Annotated in this window: 15 protein-coding genes; 7 read left to right on the forward strand and 8 right to left on the reverse strand. The window is 71.5% G+C overall.

Features of this window, described 5'->3' with window-relative positions; translation table 11 throughout:
* Window positions 1-57: 57 nt before the first annotated feature.
* Complete coding sequence (locus ACFY6S_RS15245; RefSeq protein ID WP_388816238.1) at window positions 58-897, reverse strand: SDR family oxidoreductase; 840 nt, start codon at window positions 895-897, stop codon at window positions 58-60.
* A gap of 92 nt (window positions 898-989) precedes the next feature.
* Here ACFY6S_RS15245 and ACFY6S_RS15250 point away from each other — a divergent pair, with 92 nt between their 5' ends.
* From ACFY6S_RS15250 to ACFY6S_RS15265, 4 genes are all read left to right on the forward strand, one after another.
* Window positions 990-1,361: a winged helix-turn-helix transcriptional regulator gene (locus ACFY6S_RS15250; RefSeq protein ID WP_388816241.1), complete on the forward strand. Its 372-nt coding sequence runs from the start codon at window positions 990-992 to the stop codon at window positions 1,359-1,361.
* A gap of 319 nt (window positions 1,362-1,680) precedes the next feature.
* Window positions 1,681-2,595 (forward strand): NADP-dependent oxidoreductase, encoded by a 915-nt coding sequence (locus ACFY6S_RS15255; protein ID WP_388816243.1) that lies wholly within the window; start codon window positions 1,681-1,683, stop codon window positions 2,593-2,595.
* Between the two features lie 35 nt (window positions 2,596-2,630).
* On the forward strand, window positions 2,631-3,095 hold the full coding sequence (locus ACFY6S_RS15260) for a MarR family winged helix-turn-helix transcriptional regulator (protein WP_388816246.1): 465 nt from the start codon (window positions 2,631-2,633) through the stop codon (window positions 3,093-3,095).
* A 170-nt stretch (window positions 3,096-3,265) separates the two neighbouring features.
* Window positions 3,266-4,339 carry an alkene reductase gene (locus tag ACFY6S_RS15265; RefSeq protein ID WP_388816250.1) on the forward strand — a complete coding sequence of 358 codons (1,074 nt, stop codon included), beginning with the start codon at window positions 3,266-3,268 and terminating at the stop codon, window positions 4,337-4,339.
* A gap of 51 nt (window positions 4,340-4,390) precedes the next feature.
* Here ACFY6S_RS15265 and ACFY6S_RS15270 read toward each other — a convergent pair whose 3' ends face one another.
* Window positions 4,391-5,314 carry a trans-aconitate 2-methyltransferase gene (locus ACFY6S_RS15270; RefSeq protein WP_388816253.1) on the reverse strand — a complete coding sequence of 308 codons (924 nt, stop codon included), beginning with the start codon at window positions 5,312-5,314 and terminating at the stop codon, window positions 4,391-4,393.
* Window positions 5,315-5,432: 118 nt separating this feature from the next.
* Here ACFY6S_RS15270 and ACFY6S_RS15275 point away from each other — a divergent pair, with 118 nt between their 5' ends.
* A complete protein-coding gene (locus ACFY6S_RS15275; RefSeq protein ID WP_388816256.1) occupies window positions 5,433-5,930 on the forward strand; it encodes a MarR family winged helix-turn-helix transcriptional regulator in 498 nt (165 codons plus the stop codon).
* A 52-nt stretch (window positions 5,931-5,982) separates the two neighbouring features.
* On the opposite strand, the gene ACFY6S_RS15280 is transcribed toward ACFY6S_RS15275, so the two are convergent.
* The 4 genes from ACFY6S_RS15280 to galT form a co-directional block, all read right to left on the reverse strand.
* The gene (locus tag ACFY6S_RS15280) at window positions 5,983-6,783 is read right to left on the reverse strand and encodes a LuxR C-terminal-related transcriptional regulator (RefSeq protein WP_388816258.1); all 801 of its coding nucleotides are present in this window, start codon (window positions 6,781-6,783) and stop codon (window positions 5,983-5,985) included.
* Between the two features lie 373 nt (window positions 6,784-7,156).
* Window positions 7,157-8,356, reverse strand: coding sequence for a galactokinase (gene galK, locus ACFY6S_RS15285; RefSeq protein WP_388816261.1), 1,200 nt, complete (start codon window positions 8,354-8,356; stop codon window positions 7,157-7,159).
* Entirely contained in the window at window positions 8,353-9,321 is a 969-nt protein-coding gene (galE, locus tag ACFY6S_RS15290; protein ID WP_388817969.1) for a UDP-glucose 4-epimerase GalE, read from the reverse strand. Before galE ends, galK begins: the two co-directional genes overlap by 4 nt.
* A gap of 11 nt (window positions 9,322-9,332) precedes the next feature.
* Complete coding sequence (gene galT, locus ACFY6S_RS15295; protein ID WP_388816264.1) at window positions 9,333-10,376, reverse strand: galactose-1-phosphate uridylyltransferase; 1,044 nt, start codon at window positions 10,374-10,376, stop codon at window positions 9,333-9,335.
* 309 nt (window positions 10,377-10,685) lie between these two features.
* On the opposite strand from galT, the gene ACFY6S_RS15300 reads away from it, so the two are divergent.
* Together ACFY6S_RS15300 and ACFY6S_RS15305 are read left to right on the forward strand one after the other, a co-directional pair.
* On the forward strand, window positions 10,686-12,356 hold the full coding sequence (locus tag ACFY6S_RS15300; protein ID WP_388816267.1) for a sodium:solute symporter family protein: 1,671 nt from the start codon (window positions 10,686-10,688) through the stop codon (window positions 12,354-12,356).
* Window positions 12,357-12,379: 23 nt separating this feature from the next.
* Window positions 12,380-12,679: a hypothetical protein gene (locus ACFY6S_RS15305; protein ID WP_388816270.1), complete on the forward strand. Its 300-nt coding sequence runs from the start codon at window positions 12,380-12,382 to the stop codon at window positions 12,677-12,679.
* Between the two features lie 52 nt (window positions 12,680-12,731).
* Here the strand turns inward: ACFY6S_RS15305 and ACFY6S_RS15310 are convergent, their stop codons facing one another.
* Both ACFY6S_RS15310 and ACFY6S_RS15315 read right to left on the reverse strand, forming a co-directional pair.
* Entirely contained in the window at window positions 12,732-13,481 is a 750-nt protein-coding gene (locus tag ACFY6S_RS15310; RefSeq protein ID WP_388816273.1) for a LuxR C-terminal-related transcriptional regulator, read from the reverse strand.
* Window positions 13,482-13,761: 280 nt separating this feature from the next.
* The gene (locus ACFY6S_RS15315; RefSeq protein ID WP_388816276.1) at window positions 13,762-15,561 is read right to left on the reverse strand and encodes a PQQ-binding-like beta-propeller repeat protein; all 1,800 of its coding nucleotides are present in this window, start codon (window positions 15,559-15,561) and stop codon (window positions 13,762-13,764) included.
* Between the last annotated feature and the right edge of the window lie 9 nt (window positions 15,562-15,570).

A 15,570-nucleotide genomic window follows, 5' to 3' on the forward strand; every position in this document is an offset into this window, starting at 1 on the left:
AGCCGCTTCGCGGCCGTCGCGTGAGGCTGCCGGGGAGCGCGCGGGCTCGGTGTCGTCTCAGCGGAACGCGGCGACGTTGCGGGCGGCCCAGTCGGCGAAAGGGTGTGGGGCGCGGCCGAGGACCCGCTGGACGTCCGGGCTGACGCGCAGTTCGGCCGGGCTCGGGGAGCCGAGGATGTCCAAGGTGTCATCGGCGAGCTGCGCCGGCATGCTCCGGACCATGGCCGCCTTGGCCTCGTCGCGGGTGAGCTCGTGGAACCTCACCGGTGAGCCCAGAGCGGCGGCGATGGCCTCGGCCTGCCGGCGCGGGGTGACCACCCGCGGGCCGGTCAGCTCGTAGAGGCGGCCGATGTGCCGGTCGTCCACCAGGCAGGCCGCCGCGACAGCGGCGATGTCGGCGGGGTCGATGATCGGTACCCCGACGTCGCCGAAGGGCGCGGCGACGACCCGTTGCGTACGGACGGACTCGGCCCACCACAGAGCGTTGGAGGCGAAGCCGCCCGGCCGCAGGACGGTCCACTCCAGGCCGGACTCCCGCAGCGTGTCCTCCAGTACGCGCATCGCGATCCGCGTTTGGCCGGAGGGCCGGGTCACCACGCCCAGCGTGGAGAGCAGGACGACCCGGCGGACCCCGCCGGCCGCAGCTTCTTTGATGATCCGGGCAGGGTTGGCTCCTTGGGCGTGCAGGTCGCCGGACAGCAGCAGGAACAGCGCCTTCGCCCCGGCCAGCGCGGGCGTGAGGCTGGCTGGTTCGGCCAGGTCGGCCACCACGTGGCGGGCGCCGTGGGGGACCGCTGCCGCGTGCCGTGACACCGCCGTCACCTGCCGGCCCGCTTCGGTCAGTGCCCGCGTCAACGGTCGGCCGATGTTCCCGGTGGCTCCGGTCACCACGATCATCTTCAGCTCCTTGGTCAGATGTCCTGTGTGGCCCTCACGCTAGGAGCGGGGCTAACTTCTGGTAAGGGCATACCTTTGGGTAAGCTCATGACATGGGAGAAGGCATGCAGCGTGGAGGGGTCGAGGCGGAGGGGCGGTATGACGTGTTTCACACCGACTGCCCCGCGCGCGGTGTGGTCGACCACGTGACCAGCAGGTGGGGGGTCTGGGTGCTGATCTCCTTGCGGAGTGGGAGTCTTCGGTTCTACGAACTGCGCGAGAGCATCCGGGGCATCAGCGAGAAGATGCTCGCCCAGACGCTGCGGGCGCTGGTCCAGGACGGCCTGCTCTGGCGAGAGGTCGAGCCGACGACGCCGCCGCGGGTCACCTACGGGCTGACCGAGTTCGGCCGGGACGTCGGCGAGCCGCTGACGGAGATGTTCGACCGGATCACACGGCGACTGCCGCCGCAGAACATGGGATAGCGCACCGCCGGCGGGTGTACCTCCGCGGCGCGATGGACGACCGGTGTCCCCACCCGGCCCGGCCCTGTTCCCCGAAGCCGCCACGAGGTGACATAGCACCGCCGGCGGCTTGCGGCGCGAACTCCCCACCCTCACCAGGCCCCGCGACCCCCAACGGCCCGTGAGCACCGGCTTGGCGTCGAGAACGGATGAGCACGGACCGTCAGCGGGTCGGGTGCTCTCCGAACAATTACTTGGCTAGCCACATAATCGGTGCTACTTTTATGTGGCTGGCCACGGAAAGTGGTCGGCGCGGCATCCACCTGAGGAGACCACAGCCATGAAGGCCATTGTTTTCGACGCGTTCGGCGGCACCGAGGTTCTGCACGAGGCGGAGATCGACATTCCTCAGCCCGGCCCCGGCCAGGTCCGGGTACGGGTGCGGGCCGTCGGCGTCAACCCGGTGGACGGCAAGATCCGCTCCGGTGTCATGGAGGCCATCTTCCCCACCACGCTGCCCGCCGTGCCCGGCGGGGAGATCGCCGGTGTGGTCGACGCCGTCGGTGCGGATGTCGACCACCTGAAGGTGGGGGACGAGGTCCTGGGCTGGTCCGACACCGGCTCCTACGCCCAGTACGCCCTGGCCCCCGCGGCCGTCCTCGCGCCCAAGCCGGCCGGTCTGGACTGGACACACGCCGCCGCCCTGCCCGTGGCGAGCGACGGCGCCGAACGCGTGCTGGACCTGCTCGGCGTCACCTCCGGTGAGACGCTGCTGATCCACGGAGCGTCCGGCGCGCTCGGCACCATCGCCGTCCAGCTCGCCGTCGCACGCGGCGCCCGCGTCATCGGCACCGCCGGAGCCGCCAACCAGGAGTACGTCACCTCGCTCGGCGCGACCCCGCTGGTCTACGGGGACCACCTGGTCCAGCGGGTCCGCGAAGTCGCCCCCGAAGGGGTGGACGCCGTCTTCGACGCCGCGGGCAAGGGCGCGCTGGAGGACTCCATCACCCTGCGCGGCGGCACCGACCGGATCGTCACCACCGCCGACTTCCGCGCCGGCGAACTCGGCATCGTCTTCGCCGAGGGCCCGCAGCGCCGCTCCGCCGCCCGGCTGGCCGAGCTGGCCCGACAGGCCGCCGACGGCACACTGGTGACCGCGCTCAGCGCCACCTACCCGCTGGCGGAAGCCGCCAAGGCGCAGCAGGCCAGCGACGCCGGCCACAACCGAGGCAAACTCGTCCTCACCGTCAGCTGACGGATCGTCCCCACTCTTGTAATGAGGAAGCAGCGATGTCCGACACCACCTCATCGGAGCTGCCGAACACGGCACGCGACGGGCGATTGAGCTACGCCGTCTTCCAGCTCGCCCGCGTCCACCGCGGCCACGCCGCCGCCATGCTGCGCGCCCTGAACCTGCACCCGGGGCAGGAGCTGCTGCTGATGCAGCTCTACGACCGCGACGGCCAGACGCAGGCAGAACTGCTGGAGCGGGCCGGTCTCGACCACTCCACCGTCTCCAAATCACTGCGCCGCATGCAGGAGGCCGGACTGCTCACCCGGGAGCCCGCTCCGCACGACCGGCGGGTCATGGTGGTCAGCCTCACCGATGCCGGCCGGGCCCTCCAGGAGCCCATCGCCGACATGTGGCGGACCCTGGAGCGGATTTCGGTCCGCGATCTGACCCCTGATCAGGTCGAGATGTTCACCGCGTGTGCGCACACCATCGAGAAGTCGATCAGGGACCTCAGCCGGTAGGCACCCGGCATCAGGTGGTCAGGCACGGCCGGGCGGCGCCCCCGCCGGGCCGGCCGCCTCCGGCGCCACAGGAGCCGCGGCCCCCGCCGTTCCGGCCGGTGGGCACGAACCGCCCGCGGAGCGGCCGGCTCCGCCTCTCCTCCATCCTCTGTGAAAGCAGGCAGCTTCCCATGACGAACGCTTTCGCCCCGATCGATCTGGCCGGCCATTCGCTGGCCAACCGCATCGTGATGGCGCCGATGACCCGCGGCCGGGCCTACGGACCGGGAGCCACCGCGACCGATCTGATGGCGACCTACTACAGCCAGCGCGCGAGTGCGGGCCTCATCGTCACCGAAGGGATCCAGCCCTCCGCGGTCGGCCAGGGATACCCCGACACCCCGGGCCTGCACTCGGCGGAGCAGGTGGCCGCCTGGCGCCAGGTCACCGACTCCGTCCACCTCGACGGCGGCGTGATCTTCGCGCAGCTGATGCACACCGGCCGCGTCGGCCACCCCAGCCTGCTGCCCGACGGCCTGACCCCCGTCGCCCCTTCGCCCGTCGCCGCCGAGGGCCGGGTCTTCACCCACCAGGGGCCGATGGACTTCGTCACCCCCCGGGAGCTGGACGCCGACGCCATCGCCCGCACCATCGCCGACTTCACCGACGCGGCACGCAACGCGATCGCCGCCGGCTTCGACGGCGTGGAGATCCACGGCGCCAACGGCTATCTGATCCACCAGTTCCTCGCGCCCAACGCCAACCGGCGCACCGACGGCTGGGGCGGCGACGTCACCGGCCGGGTCCGCTTCGGCCTGGAAGTGGCCGCCGCCGTCGCGGAAGCGATCGGCGGCCACCGCACCGGCTTCCGTATCTCCCCCGGCAACCCCTACAACGACATCGCCGAGACGGACGCGGCGGACGTGGCGAGCACCTACACCACCCTGGTCGGCCGGCTCGGCGAGCTGAACCTCGCCTATCTGCACATGATCGAAGGCGCCGACCGAATACTGACCACGCGCCTGCGCGAGATCTGGCCCGGCACCTTCGTCCTCAACCCGTTCACGCACCCCGAGCCCACCGGCCCGGACGCCCTCGGCCTCGTCCAGGACGGCACCGCGGACATGATCGCCTACGGCGCGCTGTTCCTCGCCAACCCCGACCTCCCCGCCCGGCTGGCCGCCCGGGGCCCCTACAACACCCCCGACCACTCCACCTTCTACGGCGGCGACCACCGCGGCTACACCGACTACCCGCGGCTGTGAGACGGGCCGCCCCCCTCCCGGTCCCGGCCCGGCCGCCCTCCTCCGGGCCGGTCAGGCGGCGGCAGGCTTGCGGGCCACCGCGAAGATCCGGCGGAACGGGAAGACCGTGCCGTGCGGGCCGGGCGGGTAGGCGGTGCGCAGCAGGTCCCGGTAGCGGGTGGTGAACTCCGCCGCCTCGGCCGGATCGTCGGCGAGCGCCGTCAGGACAGGCCGCAGGGCGGTGCCCTTGACCCAGTCGAGCACCGGGTCCTCGCCGTGCAGGATCTGGAGGTACGTGGTTTCCCAGGCGTCCACCTCGCAGCCGAGGCCGGCCAGGCGCGTGAAGTACTCCGCCGGCTCCAGGACGGCGCCGGCCCGGCGGGTGCGGGCCAGTCGCTCGCGCCAGCGCGGGTGGTCGCAGAGGTCGGCGAGGAGGGTGTGGCTGATGGCGCTGAAGTTGCCGGGGACCTGGAAGGCGAAGGTGCCGCCGGGGGTGAGGGCGTCGATCCAGCGGGAGAAGGAGCCGGGGTGGCCCGGGACCCATTGGAGGGCGGCGTTGGAGACGATCAGGTCATACGGCTCGTCGGGTGTCCAGTCCGTGGCGTCGGCCGCCCGGAAGTCCAGCGTTCCGCCGCCCGGCGTGGGGCCCTCGTAGTCCTTCCGGGCCCGGTCCAGCATCTCGGGCGAGTTGTCGAAACCGGTGATCCGGGCGGTGGGCCAGCGGTCGGCGAGGAGGACGGTGACATTGCCGGGCCCGCAGCCGAGGTCCGCGATCCTGGGCGCGCCGGCCGGCGCCGGCGGTTCGGGCACCCGGGCCAGCAGGTCGAGGAACGGGCGGCCGCGGTGGCCGGAGTGCCGGAGGTACTGGCCCGGGTCCCAGGTCGCCGCCCGGTGCCCCGCAGGCGCCGGGGACCCCGGAGGCAACAGGCGCGCGGACGGCTCCACGGGCGCGGGCGGTTCCTCGGGCGCGGACGGCTTTTCAGGCGTTTCGGGCATGACGGAGTCCCCTGCTGGTCGGCGCCGCCGGGCGGTCGGCCCGACGGTTCCCACCCTGCACCCCATATATCTTGACGTCAAGAGACTTCATGTCGACAGACCCTCTACACTGATCGTCATGGAGGATGAGGTCGATCGACTGGTCGCAGCTTGGCGCCGCGAGCGCCCCGACCTCGACGTGGAACCACTTGAGGTGCTCAGCCGGGTGAGCCGGCTCGCCCGCCACCTCGACCGGGCGCGCCGGATCGCGTTCGCGGAGCACGGTCTGGAGCCGTGGGAGTTCGACGTACTGACCTCGCTGCGGCGCGCGGGCGTGCCGTACCAGCTCTCGCCCGGGCAGCTGCTGACCCAGACCCTGGTCACCTCGGGCACGATGACGAACCGTATCGACCGGCTGGCCAAGAAAAGCCTGGTCGAGCGGTTGCCCGATCCGAGCGACCGGCGCGGGGTGCTGGTCAGGCTCACCGTCGAGGGGCAGGACCGCGCGGATCAGGCGCTCGCCGGGCTGCTGGCCCAGGAGCGCGCAATCCTCGCCGAGCTGAGCGGGGCCCAGCGGGGCGAACTGGCCGGGCTGCTGCGCCAGTTGACCGCCCCGTTCGACAACGTCCCCGGCTGACACCTGCCGCCGAGAAGGGCCCCGCGCGCCCGGCCGCGCGCGGGCGGGCGGCTCAGCCCGTCGAGGTGATCGCCCGGGGTGCCAGATCCACCGGGCCCACACCGGCCCTGCGGGCCAGCGCGACCGCCGCCAGCGTGGAGTGGACGCCCAGCTTGCCCAGCACGTTCTGCATGTGCGTGCGGACGGTGTGCGGCGAGAGGAAGAGGCGCTCGGCGACCGCCTTGCGCCCGAGGCCCGCCACCATGCAGCGCAGCACCTCGCGCTCGCGCGGCGTCAGCGACTCGACGAGCCGCTCGCTCTCCGTACGGTGCTTGCGCGCCGCCGTCAGCTCCCGCAGGACGCCCGTGAGCAGGGCGGCCGGCAGATGGGTCTCGTCCCGCAGGACGCCGCGCATCACGGCCAGCAGCCGTTGCAGCGAGCAGTCCTTGGCGACCCAGCCGGACGCTCCGGCCTGGAGCGCCAGCGCCGCGCGGCTCGGGTCGTCCTTCTCGGCGAGTACGACCGTACGGACGGACGGCTGCCCGGCCCGCACCCCGGCGACCAGCGAGATGCCGTCGACGGGCGCCACCTCGCCGTTGTCCGGCACGGCACGCGGGGCCGGCACGTGGAACGCTCCCCCCGCGCCCGGCGTGCCCCGCTCGCCGCCCCCGATGCCGGTCGCGCCGAGATCGGCGTCGACCAGCATCACATCGAACCTGCGCCCCTCCGCCGCCCCCCGTTCGAGGCAGCGCAGCGCCGCAGGGCCGCTGCCTGCGGCGGCGACATCGATGTCGGGCTCGGACGCGAGCGCGGCCGCGAGCGACTCGGCGAAGATGCGGTGGTCGTCCACCACAAGGACCCGGATACGTATCAATGGACACCCCCTGAAAGCGGGGAGCGGACCGGCACAGGCGCGGCGCCCGGCGTGCGGGTCACGGTCAACGGCACGGCCGCCGCCGCGCGTTGACAGATACCCCACCCCGGGCGTCGTACCCGCTTGTCTCCACCCCTGATCAGCACCGGCCCCCACCGGTGCTGTGCATCAGCGTACGGGCGTGGGCCCCGGGCGGAAGGGAATTCGCAGAACTCACAGGCCGGGCTGTGCACGGTGGGACGGATGTTTCCCAAGGAGGCAGAAGTCGACAGAGTCCAACGGGCCGAACGCCGGAAACGGTCACCGTCGAGACCCGGTGACCGCCGGGCGCCGGGCCGGGCCACGGCCCCGCCCGGTCCCGCGCCCCCGCCCGTCACGACACCCGGTGCGCCCCCCGCGACGGGATCGCCGGGAAGACGCGCGGCGCCGTGTAGCCCGCCGCCGCGAACGCCTCCGTGACCGACTTCGCCACGGCGTCCGCGTCCGCCTCCTCCACCAGCACGATCGCCGAGCCGCCGAAGCCGCCGCCCGTCATCCGGGCGCCCAGTGCTCCGGCGCCCTTCGCCGTCTCGACCACGAGGTCCAGCTCGGCGCAGGAGACCTCGAAGTCGTCGCGGAGCGAGGCGTGCCCCTCGTTCAGCAGCGGGCCGACGGCGCGGACGTCGCCCGCGTCGAGGAGGGCGATGACCTGTTCGACGCGGTGGTCCTCGGTGACGACATGGCGGGTGTAGCGCCGTATCGTCTCGTTCTGCCCCGCGGCGCCCAGCCGCTCCAGCGCGGCCGGCAGTCCCTCGTACGGTACGTCCCGCAGCGCGGGCACCCCGAGCGCCGCCGCCGCCGCCTCGCAGCCGGACCGGCGCTCGGCGTAGGCGCCGTCGCCGAGTTCGTGCTTGACGCGGGTGTCGACCACGAGCAGCCGCAGCCCGTGGGCGGCCAGGTCGAACGGCACCTGACGCTGCGCCATGTCGCGCGCGTCCAGCAGCAGCGCGTGCCCCTCGGTGCAGCAGGCGGACGCCGTCTGGTCCATGACCCCGCAGGGCACGCCGGCGAAGTCGTTCTCGGCGCGCTGCGCGACGACGGCGAGTTCGGTCGCCGAAAGCCCCAGCTCGTACAGGTCGTTGAGGGCCACCGCGGTGACGACCTCCAGCGCGGCGGAGGACGAGAGCCCGGCGCCCGTGGGGACGGTGGACGCCAGATGGACATCGGCTCCGGTGACCGGATGGCCGGCCGCGCGCAGCGCCCAGACGACGCCGACCGGGTAGGCGGCCCAGCCGCCGTTGTCGGCGCGCGGGTTCTCGGAGCGCGGTACGAGGTCGGCGACGTCGAGCCGGAACACGCCCTGCGGTATGTCGGCGGAGTGCACCCGCACGACACCGTCGCTACGGCGCGCGACGGCGGCCAGCGCGCGGTGCGGCAGCGCCAGCGGCAGCGCGAAGCCGTCGTTGTAGTCGGTGTGTTCACCGATCAGGTTGACCCGGCCCGGGGCCGCCCAGACGCCCTCGGGGTCGGTGCCGTACAGCTGCCTGAACTCCTCGACGAGGTCGGAGGCGGTCCTGTCGCCGGTGCTGCTCACCCTTGGCTCTCCTCACTGCGTGCGAACGCCCACGCGTCCGCGACGATGCCCGCCAGGTCGGCGCGGCTCGGGCTCCAGCCGAGGCGGCGGTGGGCCGCTTCGGCGGACGCGACGAGGACGGCGGGGTCGCCGGCCCGGCGCGGGGCCACGGTCTCGGGGACCGGGTGGCCGGTCACCTTGCGTACGGTGTCGACGACCTCGCGGACCGAGAACCCGTTGCCGTTGCCGAGGTTGCAGATCAGGTGCTCGCCGCCGGTCGCCGCTTCCAGCGCGCGCAGGTGGGCCTCGGCGAGGTCGGCGACGTGGATGTAGTCGCGTACGCAGGTGCCGTCCGGTGTCGGGTAGTCCTCGCCGTACACGGAGATGGACTCGCGGCGGCCGAGCGCGACCTGGAGGACGAGCGGGATGAGGTGCGACTCGGGGTCGTGCCGCTCGCCGAAGGTGACGCCGGAGGCGGCGGCGTAGGCGCCCGCGACATTGAAGTAGCGCAGGGAGACGGCCGCGAGGCCGTGGGCCGCCGCCTCGCTGGTGATCATGTGGTCGACGGCGAGCTTCGTCGCGCCGTACGGGTTGGTCGGGGCGGTGGGGTCGGACTCGGTGATGGGGGTGGAGACCGGCTCGCCGTAGGTCGCGGCGGTGGACGAGAAGACCAGCTTGGGCACGCCGGCCGCGCGCATCGCGGAGAGCAGCGCCATGGAGCCGCCGACGTTGTTGTCCCAGTACTTCTCGGGCCTGGCGACGGACTCGCCGACCTGCGAGGACGCGGCGCAGTGCACCACCGCCGCGTAGTCGGGGGTCAGGTGGGCGGCGGCGTCCTGGACGCGGGCCTCGACGAAGTGGGCGCCCGCCGGGACGGCCGCGCGGAATCCGGTGGAGAGGTCGTCGAGGACGGTCACCTCGTGCCCGGCTTCCAGCAGGTGGGCGGTGACCACGCTGCCGACGTATCCCGCGCCACCCGTGACCATGTACCTGTTGCTCACTCGCTCGCTACCTCTCGCAGTCGCTCGGCCGCGGTCTCCGGCGGCACGTCGTTGATGAACACGCTCATGCCGGATTCGGAGCCCGCGAGGAATTTCAGCTTGCCGGTCGTCCGCCGAATGGTGAACAGCTCCAGGTGGAGCGCGAAGTCCGCGCGCCCGGCCGCCCGGAACGGCGCCTGGTGCCAGGCGGCGATGTACGGCGTGAGCGGTTCGCCTTCGCCGAAGATCCGGTCGAAGCGCTTCAAGAGTTCCAGATACATCTGTGGGAACTCTGTGCGGGCCGCGTCGTCGAGTCCGCGCAGGTCGGGCACCCGGCGCTTGGGGTAGAGGTGCACCTCGTACGGCCAGTGCGCGGCGTACGGGACGAAGGCCACCCAGTGCTCGCCCTCCAGCACCACCCGGCCGCCGTCCGTGACCTCTTTCTCCACGAGATCGTCGAAGAGGTTGCGGCCGGTCGCGGCGCGGTGGTCGGCCACGGAGCGGAGCATCAGCGCGGAGCGCGGGGTGACGAAGGGGTACGCGTAGATCTGGCCGTGCGGATGGCCGAGGGTCACGCCGATCTCCGCGCCCCGGTTCTCGAACGGGAAGACCTGCTCGACCTCCGGCAGCTCGGCCAGTTCGGCGGTGCGGTCGGTCCATGCCGCCAGCACCAGCGCGGCCTGTTCCTCGGTGAGGTCCGCGAACGAGGCGTCGTGGTCGGAGGTGAAGCAGACGACCTCGCAGCGGCCGGCGTCCCCGGCGAGGGAGGGGAAGCGGTTCTCGAAGACGACGACGTCGTAGTGCGTGTCGGGGATCTCGCTGAGCCTGCCGTCCCGGGAGGGGCAGAGCGGGCACTCGTCGGCCGGCGGGTGGTACGTACGGCCCTGGCGGTGGGAGGCGATGGCGACCGCGTCGCCGAGCAGCGCGTCGTGCCGGATCTCGGAGGTGGTGGAGATCGGGTCGAGCGGCCGGTGGTCGGGGGCGTCGCGTACGACGTCGTCGCGGGAGTCGTAGTAGATGAGCGCGCGGCCGTCCGCGAGCTTCGTCACCGTCTTCTTCATCGGTTGCCTCCGGGACGACACGCCGACACGATCGCGTGCACATGATCACATTCAACAGAACCGAACACAACAAATCATAAATCAACAGGCACGTCAATGACCGGGCCCGGCGGCCCGGGGTGTCGGGGTCACACGTTCGACCCTCCGGACACTTTCCCGGATTCCCAGGTCTCATCGGGCGATCCCGGGGTACCGATCAGTAGGTTCGCTCAAGGTTAAACAAAATAAACCACCACAACTGTTCATTTACCGACGGAAGCGGCGTAAGTTCCGGCAAGTCATTTCTTGCGACGAAGCGAGTACTCCCCCATGTCATATCTGGCCGAAGGGCTCCGGCTCCCCACGAACGGGCTCGACTACACCATCCTGGCGATCTACTTCATCGTTGTGCTCGGCATCGGCTTCGCCGCCCGGGCCAGCGTGAGGACCAGCCTCGACTTCTTCCTCTCCGGACGCTCCCTGCCCGCGTGGGTGACGGGCCTGGCGTTCGTCGCGGCCAACCTCGGCGCGACCGAGATCCTGGGCATGGCCGCCAACGGCGCCCAGTACGGCGTCTACACGGTGCACTGGTACTGGATCGGCGCCATCCCCGCCATGGTCTTCCTCGGCCTGGTGATGATGCCCTTCTACTACGGCTCGAAGGTGCGCTCCGTACCGGAGTTCCTGCTGCACCGCTTCGGACCGTCGTCCCACCTGCTCTCGTCGATCATCTTCGCGGTGTCGTCCGTGCTGATCGCGGGTGTCAACCTGTACGCGATGGCGATCGTCCTGGAGGCGCTGCTCGGCTGGCCCGAGTGGGTCGCCATCGTGGTCGCCGGGTTCTTCGTCCTCGCGTACATCACCATCGGCGGACTCTCCTCGGCGATCTACAACGAGGTGCTCCAGTTCTTCGTCATCCTCGCCGCGCTGATCCCGCTGACGATCGTCGGCCTCAAGCGGGTCGGCGGCTGGAACGGCCTCACCGACTCCCTCACCGGCTCGCACGGCGGCGCGTTCCTGAGCGCCTGGGAGGGCACCGGGGTCGGCTCGCCCAACCCGCTCGGGGCGAACTGGCTGACGATCGTGCTCGGCCTCGGCTTCGTGATGAGCTTCGGCTACTGGACCACCAACTTCGCCGAGGTGCAGCGCGCGCTGTCCGCGAAGAACCTGTCGGCGGCCAAGCGCACCCCGCTGATCGCGGCCTTTCCGAAGATCCTCATACCCATGGTCGTGCTCGTACCGGGGCTGATCGCGCTGGTCATGGAACCCACGCTCGGCAAGGCGGGCAGCGGGCTCCAGTACAACGACGCGATCCCGGTGCTGATGCGCGACCTGCTGCCGAACGGGGTGCTGGGCATCGCCGTGACCGGGCTGCTCGCCGCCTTCATGGCGGGTATGGCGGCCAACGTCTCCTCGTTCAACACCGTGTTCACCAACGACATCTGGGGCGCGTACCTCAAGAAGGACCGTGAGGACGCCTATTACCTGAAGACCGGACGGGTCGTCACGGCGGTCGGTGTGCTGATCGGGATGGGCACGGCGTTCATCGCGTCCAGCTTCAGCAACATCATGAACTACCTCCAGACGCTGTTCTCGTTCTTCAACGTCCCGCTGTTCGTGGTCTTCATCATCGGCATGTTCTGGAAGCGGACGACTCCGGCCGCCGGCTTCTGGGGGCTGCTGTCCGGCACGGTCGCCGCGATGGTCAACTACTTCTGGCTCTACAAGGGCGGGGTCATCGGCATCCCCAGCGACCAGGGCGCGAACTTCGTCTCCTCGATCGTCGCCTTCGTGGTCGGCGCCGTGGTGATGGTGATCGTCTCGTACGTGACCAGGCCCAAGCCGGTCGAGAAGCTCGCCGGCCTGGTGTACGGCACGCGCTCGCCCGACATGGACGATGTCGCGGCCGAGGGCGACGACGCCTGGTACCGCAAGCCGGCCCTGCTGGGCTGGGGCGCGATCATCCTGGCCGCCGTCTGCTACGTGCCCTTCTCCTTCTGAGCGGGCCGAGAGGAACACATCTCATGAGTGACTACCAGAAGGACGTCGAGGAGCTGGAGGCCAAGTCCGCGACGGCGGCACGCCTCTTCGACATCCGCCGCATCATCGGCGGCCTCTTCGTGGTCTACGGAGTGATCGTCACGATCGCCGGGATCACCGTGTCCGACGCCGACCTGGAGAAGGCGCAGGGCATCAACATCAACCTCTGGACGGGGCTGGGCATGCTGGCGCTCGGCCTGTTCTTCCTGGTCTGGCTGAAGCTGCGGCCGACCGCGCCGCCGACACCGCCGGTGGAGCCGGACGGGACGTCCGGCGGGGCGTGACCCCGGTTCGGACGCGTCGGGTCCCGGCGGGCGCGACCGCCGCCGCCACGCGTCAGCGGTCGCGCGGGCCGGGACCCGGCGGGCCGGGGGCCGGGGCGACGCCCTCGGCCCCCGGCGCCGCTTCGCCCCGGCTCCCGGCGAGCGCCGCCCGGTCCAGCAGCCCCGTACGCGCCGCCAGCGCCGCCGCCTCCAGCCGGGAGCCCACGCCGAGCTTCATCAGGACGCGCTGCACATGGGTCCTGGCCGTGCTGGGCGCGATCCCCATCCCGGCGGCGATCAGCCTGGTGTCCTCGCCCTCGGCCACCCGCACCAGCACCTCGACCTCGCGCGGCGTCAGCATCCGCAGCAGCCGCTGGCCCTCGTCGTCCGGCTGCGCGGCCGGGTTGAGCAGTTCGGTGAAGGCGCCCTGGAGCAGCTGCGGCGCCACCGCCGCCTCGCCGGCCCGCGCCTTGACCATGGCGCGCTCGACGCCCTCGATGCGCTCGTCGTGCCGTACGTAGCCGGACGCCCCGGCGGCGAAGGCGGCGGCGATGCCGCGCGGGCTGGGCACCGGGCCGAGCACCACCACCGCCACCTGCGGGCGGTCCCGTTTGATCCGTACGATCGGGTCGAAGGCCCCCGGCTCGGCGGGGGCCGCCGTACCCAGCAGGCACACCTCGGGTGCCCTGCTCACCACTAACTCCGCGACGCCCGCGGTGGGCGCCGCCGCCGCGAGCACCCGGTGCCCGCGCAGTTTCAGCGCCGAGGCGAGCGCCTCGGCCAGCAGTCGGTGGTCGTCGACCACCATGAGTCGCACGCCCATCGAGCTGCCCCCATCCCACACGTCCTTGATCCCTGGCCCCCCGGCCTCTTGACCCGGCAAGCTACACGCTTGTTCGACATCGCGCGCCCCATACCCGCCAGAAGCCGCTCGGATTGCCGAATTCCCTTTTGTTCAGGACTACTTACCGCTCGTCGTTGACGCGGATCGGGCCCGGAACGCGAGGCGGCGGGGCCCCGGTCCGCGGGTGTCACCCCACGGGCCGGGACCCCGCCGCCGTACGTCTGTCCGCGCGTCCGCCGCGCTCCCGTCGCTTCTCCGGCTACTTCTTCGTCGTGAACGACATCGCCAGAGCGCGCCGCGTGTCGTACTCGCTCGGCTTGCTGAGGAACGGGCTCGCGATGAACATCCGGCCGTCCCGGTAGCGGATCTCCGCCGACCCCATCGAGGCGAAGCTCGTCTCCGCGTCCCGGGTCTTCTTGTCGCCCGGGTTCTCCATCAGCAGCGTCTCCTTGAACGAGGAGCCGCCCAGGGAGACGATCTGGCCGCCCTTGTCGTACGGGGGCGACTTGTACGCGATCAGGTGGGGGCCGTCCATGCGCAGCGGATAGATCATGTAGCGCTCGCCCGCGTCGGCCCGGTCCGTGGTGCTCTTCCCGGTGGCGAGGTCGTACGAGACGATCTCGTTGGTGCGCCCGTACTCCCCCTCGCCCTCGTGCTCGGCGGTCGGCAGATAGATCCGGTCGTTGCCCACGGCGATCAGCGTGCACTTCTCGACATCGGTCGAGCCGCACCGCGCCTCGAACTTGCCGGCGGCGGAGATCTTCGCCCGCAGCTTTCCGGTCTTCTCGTCGATCGAGAAGAAGTCCGAGATGCCACTGCCGTCGCCCGCGGTGTCACCGACGTCGGCGGCCACGACCAGCGGCTTGCTGGAGACGATGTGCGGGTAGTCGACGCCGGACGGCATCCGGTACGAGGAGAGCGGCGCGCCGGTCAGCGGGTTCAGCGGCTGGACGGTCAGCTGCGGGGCGCTGCTCGTCCCGCACCTGCGCACCGCCACGAGCCCGGCGCCGCCGCCGTAACCCGTGTCGTAGCAGCCGTCGGAGCTGACGTCCGGCTTCCAGCGGATGGCGCCGGTGTTCAGGTCGAAGGCGGCGCCGCCGTCGAAGCCGCCGCCCGCGACGGTCTCACCGCTGAGGGTGATCTCGGAGAAGGCGACGTCCCTGTCGCCCGCGTTGGAGCCCTTGACCGACTTGTTCCAGATCAGTTCGCCGGCCTTCAGATCGATCACGCCGACCTTGGAGCAGCGCGGGTACTTGTTCGCCGCGGTGGGCTTGGTCGGCGCGAAGGCGATCGGGGTCTTGTAGTCCTCGCTGACGTGCTCGGTCTGGGCGCACAGCTCGCCGGGCAGCGGGATGGTCCAGAGCTGGGCGCCCTTGACCAGGTCGTAGCCGACGATCTCGTTGATGCCGGTCTTCACGTACGTGGTGTCGGAGATCCACGAACCGTGTACGGAGGTCATATCGGTGATCTTGGGCAGCGGGACCTCGAAGGCGACCTTGGCCTTGGTGTTGGCCGGTGCCTGTTCCTCGCCGCCGGCAGCGTCCTTGTCGCCGTTCTTGCCGTCGTCGGAGGAGCTGGACGAGCCGTCCTTGGCCTTGTTCTTGTCGTCGCCGCCGGAGGACGTGAGGAAGTAGACGCCCGTACCGATGATCAGGACGACGGCGACGGCCGCGGCGATGATGATCCGGAGCTGGGTCTTCGCCCCCTTGCCGCCGCCGGTGCCGCCGGCCGTGCCGCTGAGGACGGTGGCCGGCTGCTGGTACTGCGGGAACTGCTGGTACGGATAAGGCTGTTGCTGGTAGGGCTGCTGGGGTTGCTGCTGGTACGGGGGTTGCGTGGGCGGCTGCGCGGGATAGCCGTAGCCGGGCCGGGGCGGCTGGGCCGGGTATCCGTACCCGCCGGGCGGCGGGTCCTGCGGAGCGCCGAACCCGCCGGCCGGGGGCTCCTGCGGCGGGCCGAACCCGCCGGCCGGAGGTTCCTGCGGCGGGCCGAACCCGCCCGGCGGCGGGTCGTTGGGCGGCTCGTTGGGCGGCTGGGGCGGCATGGGCGGCTGCGTCATGGCGTGCGT

This window comes from Streptomyces sp. NPDC012835 (genome assembly GCF_042900885.1).
In the GTDB taxonomy this organism is placed as follows: Bacteria; Actinomycetota; Actinomycetes; order Streptomycetales; family Streptomycetaceae; genus Streptomyces.